Here is a 21,125-nt window from a genome sequence, read left to right as displayed (position 1 = left end):
CCATGGCCACTATGACTTCTTATTTGCTTTGTAACGCTTATCCGGCGTACCGTCTTTTTTTAAAGGCCCTTCTGGTGTTTTATTTTCTTTAAAGCGTTTATCCTTCGTTCCATCTTTCTTCAGGTGAACGGTATCTGTTTTAGTGGTAGCTGTAACTTTCTTTGGTGCAGGTTTGGTTTGCGCCATAGATGTCATCGATACGGACGCTACCATTAACATGGCCAGTATAGCCGTCAGGATTCTTTTCATAGTCAGTAAATTTTAAGAAAAGTTAGGGGAATTTCAGTTCTCTTATACAGGCCGCGACCTTTTTTAAGGGTATTTTAAGGTGAAATAAAAAGCCCATGGAAATTTTCCGCGGTTTTTTTTATTGTACTAGCTTTGCCTAAATTAATTTGTGTTTGTTATGAATGGCCAGAATAGAAAGGATATATACCCGGGCCTCGAGGTAGGTATTATCCTGAAGAAAGATCAGAGAACCGGTAAACTCACCTACGGAATTGTAAAAGACATTTTAACCTCTTCCCCTTTTCACTCCCGTGGCATTAAGGTAAGATTGGAAGACGGCCAGATCGGCCGTGTTGCCGAGATCAGCTGGTTAGATACCTGATGTTATTTTATTATGTATTACTGCTTTTAAGCTAAATTGATTAGCTTTAGGCCCGTTAAAACTTATACTGACTGAATGTTTAAACAGATCTACAGGCGTATTGTGCCTAAAAAAACATCCGCCAAACAGGACGCTACCCGCTCCATGGAGATTGAAAATTTTATCCAAAAACATCTGTTTGACCAGGAAAAGTACCAGCATCCCCTGAAATTGAATCGTTTTGAATACCAGAGTTTCTCCCAATGCGGGGAAGATGGTATCATCGATGAGATCTTCAAAAGGATCGGTACCACCAATAAGTATTTTGTTGAATTTGGTGTGGAAAATGGCACGGAATGTAATTCCACCCTCTTGTTATATAAAGGCTGGAAGGGCCTTTGGATAGAAGGGAATGCCCCCAGCGTGGAACATATCAAAACCCATATGTCCGGCATTATTTCCGCCGGAACACTCACCGTTTTAAACAGCTTTATCACCGCAGAAAATATTGAATCCCTCTTCACACAGGGAGGCTGCCCCGCAGAACCGGACCTTTTATCAATAGATATAGACCGGAACGATTATTACGTATGGAAGTCCATCGTAAAATTCAAACCCCGCGTAGTAGCCATTGAATACAATGCCATCTTCCGCCCGGATGTATCATTCACCGTACCTTACGATGGCACCAAAACCTGGGATAAAACCAGCAACTTTGGCGCATCGCTTGGTTTGCTGAACACCCTGGGAGAGGAAAAAGGTTATAGCCTGGTGGCCTGCAATTTTGCAGGTACCAATGCTTTCTTTGTGCGGAAAGACTGCCTGGGGGATAAATTCCTGCTACCGGGTGATGCGGAAGCGCATTATGAACCGGCCAGGTATTACCTCTATAAAAAGGACGGACATCCAAGGAACGTAATTCTATAATATAAGGGGCTTAGCAATAAGCCCCTTTTTATTATTTTTAGGTTGATGATGAAACGATTCTTCATGAAGAACAGGGAGACCATCCTGTATGGTCTCGCACTGGCACTGTTGTTGTTTTTGCTCAAATGGCTTGAATTACGGTTCATAATAATTGACCATGCTTTTGAGATCTACATTGGTGCCATTGCTGCTATATTCACCGCCCTCGGCATCTGGCTGGCTGTAAAGCTCACCAAACCCAAAACCGTGGTAGTGGAAAAAGAGGTGTATATAAAAGATTTTACCCTGAACGAAAACGAACTCAATAAACTCCGTTTAAGCAAAAGAGAACTGGAAGTATTACAGTTAATGGCGGAAGGCCTCAGCAACCAGGAGATCGCCGAACGCTTATTTGTTTCCCTCAACACCATTAAGACCCATTCTTCCAAAGTTTTGGAAAAACTGGACGTAGAACGCAGAACACAGGCAGTAGAAAAGGCTAAGAGGTTGAGTATCATACCTTAGTGGTATTCATCCTTATGGGTGAAAATTGCGTCTCACACCTAAAATCATTCTTAAGTATGAATGAAAAGAGGTTTTATTCCATCATTTTTGAGCCATAATCTTAAAACTAAAACAGATGAAAAAAAATGTGCTTGTCTGCGGGTTGATAGGAGGTGCCTGGTTATCTATCATGTTGGTGTATTCCATCTACCTCTGTTACACACGGGAGAATTTTGAAGGTAATATGGTGCTGGGCTTTGCCAGCATGATCCTTGCCTTTTCCCTGATCTTTATTGCCGTCAGGAATTACAGGAATAAGTATAACGGGGGAGTGATCACCTTTGGGAAGGCTTTTAAGATCGGTTTATACATTGCACTGATCGCCTCTTCCATGTATGTGCTTACCTGGGTGATAGATTATTATCTGTTTGTGCCGGATTTTATGGAAAAATTCACGGCCCATAGTATGAAGATCGCGGAATCAAAAGGAGCATCGCCGGCTGAAATAGCCGAAAAAACAAAAGAGATGAACTGGTACAAAGAAATGTACAAGAATCCGGTAATGGTGGTATTACTCACTTATATGGAAGTATTTCCCATTGGCCTGGTCATTGCCCTGATCGCCGCCCTCATACTTAAAAGGAAACATAAAAAGGAAGTTGTTGTCACTAACTAAAAACAGATATTATGAAACTGGGAATGGTAAGTATTTTCGTATACAACCCTATCGAAGCTTTTAAGTTCTATACGGAAGTACTGGGATTTGAAGAGAAGATGTATATGCCGGAAGCTCAGGTGGCAATTGTTACCGCACCTGATGGCCCGGACGGCCCGCTCATCCTGCTGGAGCCTACAGAAAATCCCATCGCCAAAAATTACCACACGCAGTTGTATGAGGCCAACATTCCCTGTATGGTGTTCTCTGTGGAAAATATAGACGAGGAGTATAACAGGTTGAAGCAAAAAGGAGTGTTGTTCACAAAGACACCACAGAAAACGGAATATGGAAGTGAAGCTATTTTTGATGATACCTGCGGCAACCTCATCCAATTACATCAGTTGTGATCTCCGCCAATCTGATACCTCCGGAGGCCATTAATCGATCAATCCTCTTTTAATGGCCTCCTTTACCAGGCCTGCCGTATTTTTTACATCCAGTTTATGGGTAATGTTGAACCGGTGTGTTTCCACCGTACGTAAACTGATAGATAATTTATCGGCGATATCCTGGTTGCTGGCTTCGCTGGCAATAAGGCGCAGGATCTCCTGTTCCCTGCGTGTAAGGGGAATTTCATAACGGCTGATACGCTGCCCTGTTAAGGCTTCATGCACCAGGTTCTTTTTGATCTGATCGTCCATGAACTGATTGCCTTCCATTACAGATTCGATAGCGGTAAGCAATTCCGCCATGCCTGTATTCTTTAACAGGTAACCGGCTGCACCGTTGCGCATCATCAGCCGCACCAAATGAGAATCATCATGACTGGTAAGGATCACGATGCGCACATCCGGGTAGTTCTTATGTACTTTCCGGCAAAGCTCTGCACCAGAGAGCCCGGGCATCTGAATATCCAGCAGTAACACATGTGGCTGATGCACTGTGAGTGCTTCCAGCAATTCTTCTCCATTGGCAGCATCAAAGAGGATGTGCAGTTCTGATCTTTTGGCCAGCATCGCTTTCAGGCCGTTCACTACTATCAGGTGATCATCCGCGATCGCTACGGATATTTTAGTTTCCCGCATGCGTAATAATTTTGAGATTAAATTCGATATATACACTGGTTTCATCCCGTTGATTCTTTTCCCAGCAGATGGTGCCATTCATGGCTGCCACACGGTTACGGAGGCTTTCCATTCCCATGCCGTCTCCGTTTGTCTGTCCATCCATCCCCACGCCATTATCTTCTACTGTTACCGTTAAGGTTTCTTTGGTCTGGGAAAGCTGCACCATGGCATAGGTAGCCTGGGCATGTTTAACAATATTGTGCAGCAGCTCCTGCACAATGCGGTAAACGGATATTTCAAAATTGGGAGGGAAGCGGGTTAAGTCCCCGATGGTGTAATAGTCTATCCTGAACCGGCTGATGCTGATACTATTGCAATACTTCCTTAAAGCTTCATACAACCCTGATTCCGCGAGCATTTCCGGCATCAGGTTATGGGCTGTTTTACGTACTTCACCGGATGCATTGTTCAGCAGCAGGTTCACCTGTTCAAAATCTGCAGAGTCTTTCAATGCAGGATGATCATATTGCAGGGATTCGAAGTGCATTTTCACAGCCGCCAGCATACCGGCTAAACCATCATGCAGGTCTTTTGCAATACGGGCTCTTTCTCTTTCTTCTCCCTGGATGGCTGCTTCCATCAGTCCCAGTTTATTTTCCTGCCGGAGGTTCATCAGTTTGCCTTTCAGTAGTTGTTGCTTATGACGGAAATAACCATACACGATCAGCCCAAGTAATACCAGGATGCCCAGGATAGCGATCAGCAGGTTCTGCTGTTTCAATGCCAGTTTATTTTCTGCCAGTTCTTTATCCTTTTGCGCGGTTCTGAACTGTATTTCCAATTGCTGTGCGTGACGGATGCTCTTTTCGCTCGCTATACTGTCTCTGAACTGGTAAGCTGTATCACGGTAGGCCAGGGCCTGTTTGAAATCTTTCTTCTTTACTTCAATAGCATGCAGTGTATCATAAGCCCGTTGCAGCATGTATTTGGAATCCATAGAACGTGCTATGGGGATCGCTTTTTTTAAATAGTCTTCTGCCAGGCTGGTGTCCCGCAGTTCCCAGTGGAGAATGCCAGCCACCATCATCAGGTCGCAGGTGAGCTGTCTCCTGTATTTTTTTGCCCTGAGCCCGGCTTCAAATAACACCAGGTGTTTGCGGGCAGTAGCTGTATCTTTTTTGGTGCTGTAACATCCTGCCAGTACCATATGTACTTTAGTGATGCCCAGGGTATCTTTTTGTTTTTCGAAAACGGAAAGGATCTGCAGCTGAAGGGGAATGGCAGAATCTGGTTTATTTTCCCAGTTGTACAACATGGATTTATTTCCCAGTGCATGCAGCTGCAGGGACTCATACTGCGTTTTACGGGAATAATTGATCCCCATATTCATGTAGTAATGCGCCCGGGGGTACTTTTTCTGGAGTTTATACTGGTTTCCGATTAACTGACTGGCAGCGGAAGCAATGCTGTCGTTCCCTATGCTTTCCGCGAGAGAAAGGGCTTCCAGCCCGTAAAAAAGACAGGAATCTGCGGCTCCGTCCAGCAGGAAGAAAGAGCCAAGTTCCAGGCTACCCCTTGCCTGCGTGAGCTTGTCGGAGGTTTTGATGCCCTCCGCCCTTTGGGCATAAAATCTCCATTTTACAAAGAAAAGGCTGTCCACCGTCTGGGCAGAGAGGTCCTGGGGCAGCCAGCAGAGCAAAAGAAGAAGGGGTATATGTTTCATGTTATTCAAGGAGGCAATATTAGTGCATACAGGGATATTGTTTCTACGTGAAAGTACTTAACTACGGTAAAATGAAAAATGCCCTTTTTATAGAAAAAGGGCATTTTAACGATATATAACCTGTTACCGGTTGAAATAATAACCGATCTCTTTGCCGTTCCCTGAAATGGTGGCCTTTAACTTATTACCATCCCGCTGGTAACTGATCTTTTTGGGGAAATCGTGCTCCGGGTTTTCGCAGGTGAATCCCTGCTCATTGATGGCGGTGAATTTGAAATACACCGGCGCCGCATTTTCTTTAAGATCTGCTACATAGTAGAGTGTATTGTCTTTTGTAATGATCTGCAGCTTCTCCTGGAAGAGCGTATCCGTACCACTGCGGGATAAACGAAAACCTTTACCCTGCCATTCCCGGTCTGATACCTTCGTCCAGTTCTCATAGGAGATATTACCTGTTTTTGCATTAATGCTTTTCCATTGCCCCAGCATCCAGCTGAGTCTGGAAAGGTCCTGCGCATATATCACCTGCGTGGCCAGCAAAAGAAGGGTGATGGATAACAGTTTTTTCATACGGTAACTATGTACCCAAATGTAAGCTTATTATCTGTCCCAGAATGGAGGTGGTTCAATGCCCAGCGAACGGAGATAAACATATCCCTGGCCGCGGTGATGGTTCTCGTTATCTATCCAGTACAACATGAGACTGGAAACTACACCTTCGTACATGCCAAAAGCCTTGTCCACTTCCTGGAAACGTTCCGGGCGGATCTGCGGCCAGATGGTATCTATTTTTGTGGTGAGGGTGTCCCAGAGCTGCAGGATCTCTTCTTTAGTAGCTGGTGGTGTATCCTTCACTAACAAAGGGCTGTCATACACATCCCATTTGCCCGTATGCATGCCGGTGATGCCTAAAGATGCCAGCCTGATCAATTCCATGGCCATAGCGGCAAAAGGCCGCATGCCACCAATAGAATACTGAAATAGCTGTTCTTCCGGAAATGCTTCAATAACGCGGCGGGTTAATGAACGGTGGCCCTGCCAGTGTACAAGTAGATCTTTTGCAAAGATCACGGGTGTTTGTTGTTCCATGTGTTTTCTGTTTATAACACAAAGAAAGATCGGGGGTATGACAACCCTATGTCAGCAGTGTTTTCGGAAAATAAAAAAGCCCCGTACAAAGTACGGAGCTTCTGTTGATGACGATCCTGGAACTAAACGGCATAAGTCATGGCGGCCGCTTTCAGTTTTTTATGATGATAAATGTATGAACCAAAGATCAGGATATAGCCGATCACTAAAGGTGCCCAGAGTGATGCGGGGTCTCCTGTGGCAATATGGCTGTATAAGGCGCCGGTGATATCAAAAAAGAGGCCTGCATATGCCCATTCTTTCAGCCTGTTGAAACCAGGTATCAGGATGGCTATAATGCCCAGTATCTTTGCAACACCTATAAATGGTAAAAGATACTGCGGGTAACCCAGGTGTTCAAATAAGGCTTTCGCTTCCGGAACCATAATGATATCAGGAATAGAGCCCATGGTCATTAATACGGCTAAAAGGCCAGTAAAGATCCAGTAGATGATTTTTATCTTTTTCATTGTTTTAGGATTATGAAACCAAAGGTATAGCCGGAGTACAAATAACATGGGCTGTGAATACGACAACTATAGGGGGAATTGCGTCAAACGGATTCAGGAAGGGGGAAAAACGTCATTTAAAGGGGTTGGTTGCGACAGGGCTTTTACTTACTTTTGAAATATGAAACACATATCTATCCTCGTTCCAAGTGGCGCTGCGGCGCTGGGTACTATTGAAGGCCCGCTCATCATGTTCACTAAAGCGAATGACTTCCTGCAAAGCATGGGTAAGAAAGCCCTGTTTAAAGTGCAAACAGTAGGGATCAATGGAGAACCACAGGTATATGACAGGTTATTTAAAGTATATCCTGACCTGATGATAAAAGATGTTCATCATACTGACCTGATCATTGTTCCTGCAGTGAATGGAGACAGGCAGGAAGTGATCAATGCCAACAAAGATTTTTTCCCCTGGATCGTAGATCATTATAAAAAAGGCACAGAGGTGGCAAGCCTGTGTGTAGGTGCTTTTTTACTGGCCTCCACCGGTTTGGTGAATGGGCGTAAGTGCTCCACGCACTGGCTGGCAGCTAATGAATTCAGGGAACTATTTCCTGATGTAAACCTGGTGCCGGACAGGATCATTACAGATGAACATGGTATCTACACCAGTGGTGGTGCCAATTCTTTCTGGAACCTCCTATTACATCTGCTGGAAAAATATACTGACCGGGAAACAGCTATCCTGGCTGCCAAATATTTTGAAATAGAAATAGACCGTTACAGCCAGAATTCTTTCGTGGTGTTCAACGGTCAGAGAGATCACCAGGACGAGCCCGTACTGAAAGCACAGGAATTCATAGAAACTAATTTCTCTGACAAGATCACGGTAGATCAGTTAGCTGCCATGTTCTCCGTAGGCCGCAGAAGCCTCGAAAGAAGGTTCAAGAAAGCTACCCGAAACACAGTATCTGAATATATTCAACGGGTGAAAATAGAAGCTGCCAAAAAGAGCTTTGAAACCAGCCGTAAGAACATCAACGAGATCATGTGGGAAGTTGGCTATAATGATACCAAAGCTTTCAGAACCATCTTCAAAAAAACAACAGGTTTATCGCCGCTGGAATACAGGAATAAGTATAACAAAGAGGCGGTATCTGCTACTGCATAATATCAGGCTGAATAGGGTCCGGTGTAGCGGTGAACCGCTTTTTGAAACCACGGCGGCTAAGGTCTGCCACCGTGGCCCGTCTCTTCCTGTCTTTTCTGTTGGCATGTTGAGAGCAAAGATACACCCGTCTGCATGATGAGAGAGGACGTAATGATACCAAAGAAGAGGAGGAAACCGGATATTATTTCCCTATACCTATTCAGCTTTTGATTCAACCGGGTAACTGTTTTCTTTTGACCCTGTATAGCATATAACTGATTATGAATTGACGAACTCTTTCTGAACGGCAGCCTGTTGTGCTTTATACTTCACCACTGCTTCTGCCGTTTTTTTGCTGCTGTATCTTCCGATGGCGCGGCCAATTTTAAGCCCTACACCTGTGGTACGCATATCAAAGTGCATGATATCACCATACCAGGCACCCCAGTCCATACCATGTTCCACCATACCTTTCACCAGTTCTTTGGATTGATTCAGGAAGCCGTACCTGGAGAAAATATCTTCCGGATTACTTCTTCTGCCTTTCCAGGCATTGGAGATCTCTGTCAGATCTTTCTTTATCAGCTTAAGTGCATCGTTCAAACTCATTCCTTTCCAGGATACCTTTACTTTCTTGCCCCATGTATTGGCAGGGGCTGCATCCAGCCTTGCCTGCAAAGCCGTATGATCTTTGAGGTAGGCAAAATATTGGAGGAAATGATTGTTCAATGTTCTGAGGTCGTCATACAGTTTCATGTATCCACTGGTTGAACCGGGTTTTTGCCATTTAGCCAGTGGAATATCTTTCCCTGCAGTGAGCCAGCCCACTCTTCTCATGAATGCATCAAAAGCACCGCGGGCCTGTATCATGGGATTACGGGTATAATCAACGTCCACACCCAGGCCAAACATGTGATAGGAATATACTGCCGTGGAAGAGGTAAGGCGGTGACCGGGAATTGCTTCCGGAGGTTTGGTCATCCCTAAGGCATCACCGGCCAGTTTGGCATTGGTGGTGTTTTTAGCCTTCATGAAATAATCTTCGATCTTTTGCAGCAGGATAGCCATTTCCATATGGATATAAGTTCCCTCGCTCAGTTTCCTGCCCAGGAAGGTGAAGCTCGTGAAATTTTTATACCATGCACCTACTTTAAAGCTGGGATCTGCATCCTCAATAATAGCTTTCAGGTAATCTGCCGGCGCTTCTTTGATCTGTGCGTGCTTTTTTTTGTCGCTGGCCGGAATCATTTCACGAAGGTTCCTTGTTAAAACGATGGGTGTGATTGTTTTGGTGCGTGATGGCATTTCGTAGTCATCCAGCTCTTTTGAAGTAACAGGCTCAAACCATGGGCGGTTGTTGATCTCGTTTTTCCATGCATAAGCAATAACTCCCTGATGCTGTATGCCTTTTGCCGGTGCAATGTTCTGTATGTTGGAATGACGTTTTGCTAAAGTATCGCCATTGATGGCCGGGCCGGTTTTTTTCCCTTTGCTGTTGAAGGCGTAATAATGATAGAGTTTGTTTTTATTCCGGTCTTTTTTCAGCCAGGTTTCAAAGTTGTATCCATAGAGGCAATCAAATCCCCAGCATTCCACTATCCGGGCATGCAGCTTGTTCCTGTAATTGAGGATGTCGCTCATGGGGCTTCCGCCGGCGGAATGTGCAGCAACAATGATCCTGCCGGGTTCTGCATCTTCAGGTATATGTTTGGCTGCTTTCATGGCTTTAAAACAGGCCGCGATAAATTTATCAAAGCCGTATTGTGCCCTGAAGATAGTTTCCACCTGTGGGTTGGTACTCAGGGAAGGCGCGAGCAGGATGGCATTTTTATTACTGCTGCTGAAGTGGTCCCTGATCTTTGAGTATTTCTGCCAGTATAGTTCCATGCCGTTTTGCTGGCTTCCCTGGCCAAAGAGACCATGTAAGTACACAACGATATCAATCTTTGAAGAAGGGGTGCAGGAAGGAGGAATGAACATACCCGTGCGCAGTCTTAAGCCTCTGATAGCGCTTACTTTGAGGTAGTCGGTAGTGCCGGCAGGAGGGTTTGTTTCGTATTCTGCTGCGATGTCCTCTTCAAGTTCTTCATATTCATCTTCCTCCTTTTCATCGTATTCCGCTTCTTCAGAGATATCTTCGGATTCGTCCTCTTCCATTTCATCATCATATTCCTGCTCATCATACGCCGCTTCCTCTTCTTCATCATATTCCATTTCATCAGAAAGATCTTCAGATTCCTCTTCATCATATTCCATTTCATCGGAGAGGTCTTCAGATTCCTCTTCATCGTATTCCATCTCATCAGAAAGGTCTTCAGATTCGTTATCTTCCATTTCCTCCTGATCGTATTCATCATCTGCTTCCCCTTCGCCGGATGCATCTTCAGATTCCATATCGTCATTCGTTTCCTCTTCATCATCTGCTTCTCCTTCATCATATGCAGCTTCATACGTCATCTCATCATCATGTGTACCCTCATGCTCATCATACGCATCCTCATATTCACTGTAGGCCCCGTCCCCCAGCTCCGGCTGCGTTTTCTTCAGCACAATGCTGGTACCGGTGCTGGTTTTGGTGACAATGGATTTCAGATCTTCTGCAATGAGCATGTTCTTGTAGCCCTCCAGCCAGTCCGCCTTATCAGGTGTGGTCATGGCTTTATAAACGGCTCTGGTGGCTTTGGCAGGATTGTTATTGAAACTCTCCTGGAAGAGTCCACGGATATATGCACTCTTATTATAATGATCATTGATGAACCGGTCGTAGAGGTCAGTGGTCTTTTGTTTGAAAGTGGCCTTCAACCTGTTTTTCAGGCCTTTCTTTTGCTCTTCCAGGTATTTGATACCAAACGTTACCTGTGCAATGATCACATCCTGGTCCAGCCCGGCATAATGGAATCTCTCAGCCCATCCATGAAAGCGCAGCTGTGCCCTGTCTTTATTCGCTACATTCCCGATGGCCGGATGTTTTTCCGTTGGATCGAAAGTGTAAACATTACTGGCGTGCAGTTCTATACCATAACGTTTAAAAGCAGCGGGTGCGAGTTTGATCCACCTTTGCAGTTTGCCGGTATGCAGTGTTAGCTGGAAGAAACCGATACTCACAACTGCAGAGTCCCAGCTGTTAAGCGTAGTGATCATGCCGCTGGTTTCTACATTGGCCATCCTTTGAAAAACATCCAGCTGGTCCTGCGTGATATTGATCAGGCCTTTATTATGCAGGTCTGCCAGTACAGTATCCACACGCGGGCAGGGGAGAACGGCAGTATCCGTTCTCAATCCTCTCCTCAATGCTTTGAAGCCGTAGGGGATCTTTATTGTACCAATAGCAGGCAGCGGTCCTTTTTTATAAAGCTGATGCCTGGCCGCCACTAACTTTTTACGGATAGCAGTAGATACAGATTTCAGTTCTTTTTTATCAGCAGCTGTCCATTTAGCAGTAGGCTTTTTGGCCAGATCGGGCAAAGCGGAAAGGGCCAGCTTTTTAATGTGTTCCAGCATGGTGGTTTCATTCCCCCATGTTTCCACAATGGCGGACGGTATGGCGGGAAGCGTTACCGGTGTTTTGGGTGTGTCAAACTCAAATCTTTCTTCCTCCTGTGCCAACACTGGGAAAAGGAAGGGAGATTCCAGTTCCATTTCCGTACCGTCTTCTCTTCTGAACCAAACCCTCCGTGGTTTCCGGAATCTATGGAAGGGGGAGAAGTCTTCCTGGTTATCCAGGATAGACCCTTCCCATTTATGGTTGTCCATAAATATGAATTTAATAGCGATGAAAAATGATGGTTATCAGGAATGAACTGCCTGGCCGTTTGTGAGGATACCATTCCCTTTCTGCAGCGGCATACTGTCGTATGTTTTAACAGCCCTTGCTTTGAGGTTATTGCCGGAAACATGAGAGTAGTTAAAGATGATCTGCTTCATCATGTTGGCAAGCGGGGAATTATCTTCATACAAGGCAGGAACGTTTAGCTCATCATTGAATATACCTGTTTCAATGAGTGTGAGCAGGAGGCTCATGTTGTCTCCCAGCCTGAAGAGGTTTTCGCTGAGCCCGTTGGCAGGTACGCCAACGATATTGGCCAATGCAAAGAGCCGCTGTGCAGGGCTTTGTTCATTGATACCAAATGCCTGAACAATGGGGCTGTTGTATTCCAGGGAAAGGTGGAACCAGGCCATCATAGACACAAAGAAGAATTCCTGTTTGGTGATGTCTCCGTTATTACGCTGGGAGAGGAAGTTCTTTTGCATTTCGTACGCACTGAAGGCAATGGCGGCATCATCGATAGGCCTTCTGCCGGTAACGTTCGCTTCGTTCTCAATACCTATCCAGATCTCTTCTGCAAACCTTTCAAAGGAACGGCGGTAGTTGAGGTGGGCGGATTTTGCTTTGTAATAAGGTTGTTCATCTCCCGGTAAGGAGAAGCCAAAGAAACGGTAATAAGAGCCCAGGCGTGTGAGCATAATATCCGGACGGGCCTTGCTGACAAAGTTGAAAGAAGAGAGCACCGGCGGGTCTGCAAACCACAATGTTTCTGTGTTATGCAGCCATTGCAATACAGCCGGCTGAAGATTGATCTCAAAATCTCCCTTCGCATAATTCTCAATTAGTTTTTGGAAGACTTTATATACCTGGGTAGATTCAATTACGTATGCATAAATAAGGTGGTCCCATAAAGAGTGACCTGTGCAGGGATTGCCTACACCCACCTGTGTAACAAAGGTGGTACCGTTCTGCCAGTTATTGTCGAACAATCCTATCAGATCATCCGGCAGGCCGCGCAGTGTTGTTTTATTGCCGGGGTGGCCGGGCTGCCTGTTTTCCTTTACCCGGAAAGACCAGGCGGATTCCAGCAGTGCATGTAATTCAGTAGGGTGTAATTGAAAAAGCCTGTTGGCACTTTCAATGTATTCCGGGGAAGGATCGTTGGCTAACGTATCCTGGAAAGAGTTACCGTTTGAAACTATTCTTCTGAACATGGTAGTTACTTTGAGGGGTTATGGAAAGACTATTTTATTCTATAATGATGGGGTTACATTTCCTGAGCTCAAGGTTAGAGAAGAACCATTGAAAGTTCACATCTCCCCTGAGGAGCTTGCGGTAGATCTCAAATTGCTGCAGTACGGTGGGAGGAGGTACGATGATCTTCTGGCGGCCGCCGTTATTGCTTTCTGAGGATTCAGGAACACCGGTGGAGGTGAGTTTTTCTTTTGCCATTGTAGTAATTGTTAGCGTTATTTAATTGAGTTTCCTAAAAGTTGCATCCATGATCTTTGCTGATCCTGGAAACGTTCCGCCTGTTCCGGTGCTGCTATCAGCTGGTAACCATTCCAGGCAAGCCTGAGCAATGGTGCTTTCAGCAGCAGGGGAGCGGAAGTATAAAAAGAAGTACCATACAGGTCTGCTGTGCTTTGCAGACTGGCAGGATGAACGGCGTTCACATCAATCTGCTGCCGGATGCTTTTGTTGCGGAAAGCGCGCAGGGGATAATCCAGTAACACCTTTACGATCTCCGGTAACAAAGGAAGCGAAGCGCGGATCAGTTTAGCCGTTGCAGGCCTTGCATTTTCCAGTGGATGCCTGCGCATCCAGTTACGGCGCATATGATCCCATACCCCGTTTCCGAAACAATGTTTGCAACATTCCGTACCTACCAGTACACGCAGGTAACTGATGGGATGCGGGTCGCCGGAGGAATAATGCAGTACACCCCGCGAAGGGCCATCCACCACATCATGTAATGCTGCTACAGAAGCAAAGCCGGTATGCACAAAAGCAAAAATGTCCGCCGCTATTTCAGACGACCAGGCTGCCCAGCTGTCTGCTAATTCAGCGCCATGTTTTAAAAGTGCATGGCGCAATGCTGCTGCCAGTTGTTCATTCCATCCTGTTATATGTGCCACCTGGTGCCCGGCTTCATGTATCAGTGCTGTGGGCCTTAACAGGTTATGCCGTACGATCTTGATGGCAGCGGCGGGGTTTTCCGAATCATCCCAGAGGCGAAGCCCTGCTTTGAGAATGGAGGCACCCATACCTTTGTCGATATAAGTGATCACTGCAGGTGTTGTATGGCCCAATGGCTCCAGCAACATCCTCATACTGTGTTCCGCTATATAATCACAGGCTTTTAAAGTAGCTGTGACGGCTGGATTGGTGCGTGTGGCCAATGCATCTGCATAAAAGTCCATCAGTGTTTCCACCTGCAGGTAACTCCTTTTGAACCGTTCTATTTCGAATTCGGTAGCAGTACCATTTTGTAGCCTTTGCTGCATGGCCTCACCTTTGTTCACCAGCTTTTTAACGCAGATGGAAAGATGCTGCCGGAGATGCGGATGCACATATTGCTCCAGGCTTTTCCACGCCAGTTCACTGGCAAGGGCATCCATATCTTCCAGCCGCTTTGCTGCTGCCAGCCAGTGATTGGCCTGCACCAGCAGCGGTTCATACTTAATCCTGCTGATGTCCCGGACTTGCATGTATGCTGCTTTCTTTGGGGTATTCGTTAAAGATGTCTTCTTTTACAGCCGCGTAATTGCCTGCCAGCATTTCTTTCATGAGATCAAAGTCCGGCGGGTTGGAGAAGCTGATGCGAAGGCTCAGGCCATCTGAATTGTCTTCTGCTGCCTGTATTAATTTGTCCGCATGGTCCCGCAGGAAACCGATCATCGCTTTGCCCGTCCAGTTGCTTAAAGCATTGCTGAAGGAACGGGTGATCATTGGCGGCACTTTATCTATGGCCATACCGGAATGACTGCCCGGCACTACATGCTGGTGAACGATCTTTAAATAATCGAACTTGCCGTAGCTGAATATATTTTTCAAACCTTCTTTGAAAGCCATCATCACCATAATGTGTGCGGCTTCAGACTGGTTCTTTTTCCTTAAGCAGGCAGCCACCGCCTGTGCATCACTTTCACTGAGGAAGAGCTGCATATTGATCTCGCCCGTTACAAAGTTCAGGCGGGCTTTGAGGGAAGTATGTTTTCTCAATACCTGTTTGCCTTTTGCAGGCTGAAAATATTGCGGGCGGGCACCATCTATTTCAAGATAATAGTAACGGTGCCCCTGCGCACTCTTCCTTTTGCCGAGGCAGTTCTCTTTACCCCTTCTGCAACCCAGACCGGGCTCACGCATGAGCAAACCAGCAGCTACAGAAGTAAGCGGGTGCAATTGCATCCAGGCACTTCTGGATGCATTGCCTAAGCCACGTATCCGTTTTGCTTTTTTTGCGATCTGGAAGAGATCATTCCGGGGAGAAGATTCAAAGAGATGTACTTTCACCGGTATGCTGGAATTAACGGAGATGCCCAGTTTGTCCCGCAGGAAAACCGATAATGGAATACCTCCGAAGGTTTTGATCTCGTTGGCAATATAGGGCGTGATCTCCGTTTCGATCACTTCATTCAGCACCTTGTATCCGGGTGCTGCTTCTTCGGCGGAAGGAGGTTCATTTTTCCAGACAACAGATCTTTCGTTGGATTCCCGCAGCTCCGGCTGGGCATCGTAGGCTTTTTCGGGAAGAACATCCGGCAGGTAGGCGGCGGCAGACTTTTCAAAAGCCTGCACAATGTAACGTTCAAAAAGCTGCCTGTCTTCCAGCACATATGAAGGAAACTCCGGTACCTGCCGTATGGTGTTCTCTACTACTTCCGCAATGGCAGTAGTGCCCGCATTCCCTTCCGCAGTTTCCAGGTTCAGCATGGTAAACCCTTTGTCTACCATTAAACGGGAAAGCATCTGGGAATTGTCTTTTCCAATAAAGGGGGTGATTAATTTACTGATGAGGGAAGTGAGCCAGCTTTTCACTCTTTCTTTGCCGAGCAGCGGTAGCGCAAATCTCAGCGCAGTGGTAACGATGGGGGCAAACTGTTCAACTGCCGGTTGCGGATTATCGCCATCTTCCAGTTCATTCAACTGTTGTACGAAACGTTGCCTGGCGACAGAAAGCACTTCCGTGTTTTCCTCCGGAGCTTCATCCAGGGATTGCTCCAGTTCCGCTTCCATCAGTTGCCATTCCATTTCATTTTCTGCTGTCAGTACCTGGGCCGTGGCAGCATTCAGGCCATCCTGGATATCTTCTGCGATATCCCGGGTGGAATCCGGTTCCGGTGCAACAGGAGTTACAGGAGCAACAGGTGCTGGCTGAGGGCGCATGCTGGCAGGCAGTAATTTGCCTGCCAGTGATTGCGCAAGGGTCCTGTATTTTCCGGGCAGCAGATTAATACCATCTTTGAGTACGCCGGCCAGGAACTTTTTAAAGATACCTGTGATCCGGCTGAGGATAGGCCCCAGTGCTGCTTTCGCTACAAACTTACCTGCAGCGATAGCACCTTTGCCTACTTTTTTTGCCACACCCACTACTTTTTTAAAGGCCTTTTTAAGACCACCCAGGAATTGTTCCTGCACATCTGTGAGGTCGGTTCCGGAAAACTCATGATCGGAGAACAGTGTTTCAAGATCTGTAACGGTGCGAAGGTTATTATCCACTTCATGACCATATTGCACCACCTTGTCGAAATAACTGTTCATCTCCCGTATCATGGGCTGGTAATAGCTTTGGGTAAGCTGGCGGGTATATACTTCATTGTTCATGTAGCCATCCCGTGAATTATATTTCTCACGGAAGTCTTTCATCTCATTCAGCAGATCCTCCATCTGCTCATTAAACTCATCATCGTGGAGTTCGTTCATAATGGTCACATAAGCTTCGGCTTTTTTATCAAAGCCCTGGGGTTTGCCATATAGCTTATTGACATTGAGAAAGGGGCTTTCCGTGTAGGTTTCCTTTACAACGGGAAGTGGTTCAGCATTCACCTCTCTTTCGAGATTGGGGAAATGCAGGAAAGGCGATTCCATAAAATTCTTTTTTGGGGTTACCAGTATCTGTTCTTCAGCATCGAAAGTATTTGCTAATTTTCGTTTCTTATAATGCAAAACCGGGAAAGGCAGGTTTTGGCTGATACCGGTAAATATCTTCTTGTAAAGGGTTTTCAGGAATTTATATTTATTGTAGCTTTACAGGAGCTTTCGTAACCCCATGAAAAAACAGTTCCTCACCTCCTGCCTTATATTGTATGGTTGTGTAGCCCATGCTCAGCTACAGGCCTCTTCTTTTGAACGGTATACGGTACAACAGGGATTATCCGATAACAACGTTTTCTGTATCACGCAGGATGATCTGGGGTATATCTGGCTCGGTACTGAGAACGGCCTGAACCGCTTTGACGGGAACATATTCCAGAGTTTTTATCATGATACCAGCAGCTACAGCATCCCCGGCAATCATGTACTGGAGCTGAAAAGGACCGGCCTGCACGAAATACTGGTGCTTACGCAAAAGGGGCTGCAGCAGGTGAATACCACCACACTCGCACGCAGGAATTACCTGTTGCCGGATACAGAAAGGAATCCGGCCAATCCCAACCGCCTGACGGATGTGCTGAAGCTGAAGAATGGCGCCTTTGCCATCAGTACCACCGTTGGTTTTTATGTAATGCATGCAAACGGCAGTATGGCATATGCTTACAACCGTTTACGCAGCGGGTATTCCGGACAGGAAATGGTGAATTATGGCAGGAATATCTTCCTGTTACCGGACCATAATGCATTGTTGTTTACGAAAGATGAAGGGGTATCCCTTTACATTCCCGCAACAAATACATTCGTGCGTTACAGAACAGCTTTACCTGCTGAATGGTCTGCATTTTATCCGCCGGGAGAAGACTGGATAGCCCGTTATCAGATGGATTCCGTTCGTTTTATGCTGGTGCACAGCCGGCAGCGGAGTTTCACTTATTACAATGCAGCCACCGGCAGGGCAAAAGTAACGGCCATGCCAGCTGTGATCCACGATGATCTTTCGGAAGACAGCAGGATCTTTCCGTTTGGAAGGAACCGTTTTGCCATTACATCAGGCGGCTCCGGGTATTATACCTTTAAGTTGAATGAACAAACGGGCGAGGTTACATTTGATGAAAACAGATCGCTGAAAGGGTATAAGTGTAACTATCTCTTTATGGATAAGGAAGAGCGGCTCTGGGTAGGTACGTCCAACGGACTGCTGTATGAAAAAAAGGAACAGCCTTTATTCACTTCTTATCTGCTGAACGACTATGCCGCAGAAGGTTATTCCTATTTCTGTTACCTCACCCGTTATAAAGATCGTTTATACCTGGCCAAAGCAGCCAGACAACCTCACATTACCGTTGTGGATACCGCTACCATGAAAGTGATAAAAAAGGTCAGGCTGCCGGGATATCACATTAACTACGATGAGAACCCTTCCATTCAATGTTATTACCCGGATACTTTATGGATAGGCACCAATGATGGCGTAGCCTGGCTGGATACAAAGAATTACCACAGTGGTAAAGTAGCCTTGCCGGAACCATTGCAGCATGGCCGGGTGGCATTAAATCCTGTGATGGAAAACGGCGATACCTGGATGTTGCGGCCATGGGGAGGTGTGGTAGCAAAATACAATATACATACCCGGCAGTTCACTTGTTATACAAATACCACCAACCCTGAATTACCTTTCGAAAGACCGAAGCAGGTGGTCTATGATGCCTATGGTGATGCCTGGTTGTCAGGTTATGGCCTTGCCCGCTGGAACTATAAGACCAACCGTTTTGATACTTTGATGAACAGGTACAATGGACTGAACAAAGATGAGGACAATATTCTCACCATTACGGCAGACAACCGTGGTTCTCTTTGGCTGCACAGCTTTGAGAATGGATTACAGGAATACCGGATCAGGGAAAAACGCTTCGTCAGCCACTCGCTTTTGGACGGCGTTTCTTTTAATGCGCTCGTTAACCTGTCTAATAAAGAAGTGGCAGGTAAGATCTGGTTTTCCACACCCAGTAACCAGATAGGCAATATCAACCTGCAAACAGGCAGTTCAAATATCTATGGTACAAAGGATGGTATCCCGGAAGGAAGGCCCAGTGCGCGGTATATCTTTTATGATGAAGCAGCAGACCAGTGTTATGCCCTGCTGGCGAAATACCTCATCCGCTTCCGGCCTTCCGCAGAACCGGTTGTACAGAACAATAACAACATCCTGATAGAGCAGGTAACTGCGCCCAATGCCCTGGTACATTATCCCCGCGATACCGTAACGTTCCCTTATAAACAGAACAACCTGTCCATCCGTTTTACCCTCATCAATTATAACAATACCTCCAGTTATCATTTCTACTACCGTTTGAATGAAAGTACTTCCTGGGTACCATTGCGGAACCTGCGTACGATCAATATGACCAGCCTTTCACCTGGTAAATACAATTTGTACATTAAGGCGCTGGACAGGAACCAGGATGAAAAAACAAAACAGCTGCTCATTATCATTCATCCGCCCTTTTGGAATACCTGGTGGTTCATAACGCTCTCCATGCTGCTGCTGGTAGCTGCTGTACTTTCTTTATTAAAATGGCGGGAACTGGTGCTGGGCAGGGCTGCTGCCGTGAAGTTCGATGCGCAGGCAAAACAAAATGAAGAAATGAAAGGCCGGCTGCAACTGGAACTGGAACTGGCTGTGCTGAACCAGCAGCTCACAGAAATGGAAATGAAGGCCCTGCACGCCCAGATGAACCCGCATTTTATCTTTAACTGCCTCAACAGTATAGTGGGCATGATCATCTATCAACAGAACGATGATGCTTCCCGCTACCTGAACAAATTTGCCCAGCTCATCAGGGAAAACCTAGACCATAGCAAACGCGCTTTTATCACGCTGCAACAGAACATCAACTACCTGCATAACTACCTTAAAATGGAACAGATCCGTTTTACGAACTTTGAATATGAAATGAAGGTGGATACATTACTGGATACAGAAGAAATAATGATAGCCCCGATGCTGATACAGCCACTGGCGGAGAATGCCATCTGGCATGGCTTACAGGCCATTGAGGAAAAGAAGCAATTGAAGATCTCCTTCTCAAAAGAAGCCGACTACCTGGTCTGTGAGATAGAAGACAATGGGGTGGGCATCAATAAAACAAAAGATCATAACAGTACCACCAAACACCTGTCCATGGGTATTGAAAATATTCAGAAGCGCATCTTGCTGCTGCGGCAGAAGTATAATACAGATTGTGTGATCACCTTTACCGATAAAGGAGACAGGCATACGGATGAAACCGGCACAATTGTAACCCTAACATGGAAGATCATATGATAAAAGCCATTATCACAGACGATGAAGTGCGCAGTGTGGAAACGCTGCGGAAACTGCTGGAAATACATTGCCCATCCGTTAATGTGGTGGCGGAATGTAACAGTGCTGCTGAAACGCAGAAACAGATCTTACTACAGCAGCCGGACCTGCTATTCCTGGACATTGCCATGCCCGGGAAAAGCGGGTTCGACCTGTTGAATGAAATGGAGCAGATCCCTTTCGAGATCATTTTTATTACTGCATACAACGAGTTCATGCTGCAGGCTTTCCGGTTCAGTGCCATAGATTACATCCTCAAACCCATTGATGAAGAGTTGCTGATAAAAGCGGTGGACCGTGTGGAGAGGAGACTGCATACTGCTGCCAACCCTGTTTCCATTGAAGTATTGAAATATAACCTGAAGAACATGCAGCACCCGCAGGAAATGAAAGTATGCATTCCGCATACAAAAGGTTTCCTGCTGGTGCATTTGGCAGATATCATTTACTGCCAGGCGGATAATACCTATACCACCTTTTACCTTACCACAGGCAAACCGCTGGTATCTTCCCGTTCTATCATTGATTTTGAATTGCTGCTGCAGGATTCCTCCTTTTGCCGGATCCATAAATCCTTTTTGGTGAATATGCTGCACATCAAAGAATATATAAAAGGAGAGGGGGGCAGTGTTGTTTTAAGTAACGACACGGAGCTGGAAGTATCCAGGAGAAAGAAAGACCATTTCCTGGCGCGGATCAAAGAGTATTATAAGTTCTGAATTAA

19 protein-coding genes are annotated in these 21,125 nt (G+C 46.0%); 8 read left to right on the top strand and 11 right to left on the bottom strand.

From position 1 onward, the window contains the following. Positions 1-9: 9 nt before the first annotated feature. Complete coding sequence (locus tag AAHN97_RS13950) at positions 10-249, bottom strand: hypothetical protein (protein ID WP_343308254.1); 240 nt, start codon at positions 247-249, stop codon at positions 10-12. Between the two features lie 157 nt (positions 250-406). Between AAHN97_RS13950 and AAHN97_RS13945 the strand changes: the two genes are divergently transcribed. The 5 genes from AAHN97_RS13945 (at position 407) to AAHN97_RS13925 (ending at position 3,064) form a co-directional block, all read left to right on the top strand. Then, positions 407-610 (top strand): YwbE family protein, encoded by a 204-nt coding sequence (locus AAHN97_RS13945; protein WP_343308253.1) that lies wholly within the window; start codon positions 407-409, stop codon positions 608-610. A 75-nt stretch (positions 611-685) separates the two neighbouring features. Beyond that, positions 686-1,516, top strand: coding sequence for a hypothetical protein (locus AAHN97_RS13940; protein ID WP_343308252.1), 831 nt, complete (start codon positions 686-688; stop codon positions 1,514-1,516). A 45-nt stretch (positions 1,517-1,561) separates the two neighbouring features. Beyond that, positions 1,562-2,020: a response regulator transcription factor gene (locus AAHN97_RS13935; RefSeq protein WP_074239142.1), complete on the top strand. Its 459-nt coding sequence runs from the start codon at positions 1,562-1,564 to the stop codon at positions 2,018-2,020. Between the two features lie 115 nt (positions 2,021-2,135). Continuing rightward, a complete protein-coding gene (locus AAHN97_RS13930) occupies positions 2,136-2,675 on the top strand; it encodes a DUF4199 domain-containing protein (RefSeq protein WP_343308251.1) in 540 nt (179 codons plus the stop codon). 11 nt (positions 2,676-2,686) lie between these two features. Further along, positions 2,687-3,064, top strand: a complete 378-nt coding sequence (locus tag AAHN97_RS13925; RefSeq protein ID WP_343308250.1) for a VOC family protein — start codon at positions 2,687-2,689, stop codon at positions 3,062-3,064. Positions 3,065-3,094: 30 nt separating this feature from the next. On the opposite strand, the gene AAHN97_RS13920 is transcribed toward AAHN97_RS13925, so the two are convergent. The 5 genes from AAHN97_RS13920 to AAHN97_RS13900 form a co-directional block, all read right to left on the bottom strand. Then, entirely contained in the window at positions 3,095-3,742 is a 648-nt protein-coding gene (locus AAHN97_RS13920; RefSeq protein WP_343308249.1) for a response regulator transcription factor, read from the bottom strand. Then, positions 3,729-5,447, bottom strand: a complete 1,719-nt coding sequence (locus AAHN97_RS13915; RefSeq protein ID WP_343308248.1) for a sensor histidine kinase — start codon at positions 5,445-5,447, stop codon at positions 3,729-3,731. Before AAHN97_RS13915 ends, AAHN97_RS13920 begins: the two co-directional genes overlap by 14 nt. Before the next feature lie 123 nt (positions 5,448-5,570). Continuing rightward, the gene (locus AAHN97_RS13910; protein WP_343308247.1) at positions 5,571-6,017 is read right to left on the bottom strand and encodes a DUF6265 family protein; all 447 of its coding nucleotides are present in this window, start codon (positions 6,015-6,017) and stop codon (positions 5,571-5,573) included. Positions 6,018-6,047: 30 nt separating this feature from the next. Further along, positions 6,048-6,536, bottom strand: a complete 489-nt coding sequence (locus AAHN97_RS13905) for a DinB family protein (protein WP_343308246.1) — start codon at positions 6,534-6,536, stop codon at positions 6,048-6,050. A 122-nt stretch (positions 6,537-6,658) separates the two neighbouring features. Then, complete coding sequence (locus tag AAHN97_RS13900; RefSeq protein WP_343308245.1) at positions 6,659-7,045, bottom strand: DoxX family protein; 387 nt, start codon at positions 7,043-7,045, stop codon at positions 6,659-6,661. 160 nt (positions 7,046-7,205) lie between these two features. Here AAHN97_RS13900 and AAHN97_RS13895 point away from each other — a divergent pair, with 160 nt between their 5' ends. Next, positions 7,206-8,195: a GlxA family transcriptional regulator gene (locus AAHN97_RS13895; protein WP_343308244.1), complete on the top strand. Its 990-nt coding sequence runs from the start codon at positions 7,206-7,208 to the stop codon at positions 8,193-8,195. Positions 8,196-8,453: 258 nt separating this feature from the next. On the opposite strand, the gene AAHN97_RS13890 is transcribed toward AAHN97_RS13895, so the two are convergent. Genes AAHN97_RS13890 through AAHN97_RS13870 form a run of 5 tightly spaced genes read right to left on the bottom strand, consistent with a single transcriptional unit; the run spans position 8,454 to position 17,031 of the window. Further along, positions 8,454-11,927, bottom strand: a complete 3,474-nt coding sequence (locus AAHN97_RS13890; RefSeq protein WP_343308243.1) for a hypothetical protein — start codon at positions 11,925-11,927, stop codon at positions 8,454-8,456. Positions 11,928-11,963: 36 nt separating this feature from the next. After that, complete coding sequence (locus tag AAHN97_RS13885) at positions 11,964-13,154, bottom strand: hypothetical protein (protein WP_343308242.1); 1,191 nt, start codon at positions 13,152-13,154, stop codon at positions 11,964-11,966. A 34-nt stretch (positions 13,155-13,188) separates the two neighbouring features. Beyond that, entirely contained in the window at positions 13,189-13,392 is a 204-nt protein-coding gene (locus AAHN97_RS13880) for a hypothetical protein (protein WP_343308241.1), read from the bottom strand. Between the two features lie 17 nt (positions 13,393-13,409). Beyond that, positions 13,410-14,651 (bottom strand): hypothetical protein, encoded by a 1,242-nt coding sequence (locus tag AAHN97_RS13875; RefSeq protein ID WP_343308240.1) that lies wholly within the window; start codon positions 14,649-14,651, stop codon positions 13,410-13,412. Further along, entirely contained in the window at positions 14,623-17,031 is a 2,409-nt protein-coding gene (locus AAHN97_RS13870; RefSeq protein ID WP_343308239.1) for a hypothetical protein, read from the bottom strand. The genes AAHN97_RS13875 and AAHN97_RS13870 overlap by 29 nt, the downstream gene beginning before the upstream one ends. 181 nt (positions 17,032-17,212) lie before the next feature. On the opposite strand from AAHN97_RS13870, the gene AAHN97_RS13865 reads away from it, so the two are divergent. Next, positions 17,213-20,362: a sensor histidine kinase gene (locus tag AAHN97_RS13865; RefSeq protein WP_343308238.1), complete on the top strand. Its 3,150-nt coding sequence runs from the start codon at positions 17,213-17,215 to the stop codon at positions 20,360-20,362. Beyond that, positions 20,359-21,120, top strand: coding sequence for a LytR/AlgR family response regulator transcription factor (locus AAHN97_RS13860; RefSeq protein WP_343308236.1), 762 nt, complete (start codon positions 20,359-20,361; stop codon positions 21,118-21,120). The genes AAHN97_RS13865 and AAHN97_RS13860 overlap by 4 nt, the downstream gene beginning before the upstream one ends. Positions 21,121-21,125 lie beyond the last annotated feature (5 nt).

This window comes from Chitinophaga niabensis (genome assembly GCF_039545795.1).
Taxonomy (GTDB): domain Bacteria; phylum Bacteroidota; class Bacteroidia; order Chitinophagales; family Chitinophagaceae; genus Chitinophaga; species Chitinophaga niabensis_B.
This window is presented reverse-complemented; position numbering and strand designations above follow the sequence as displayed.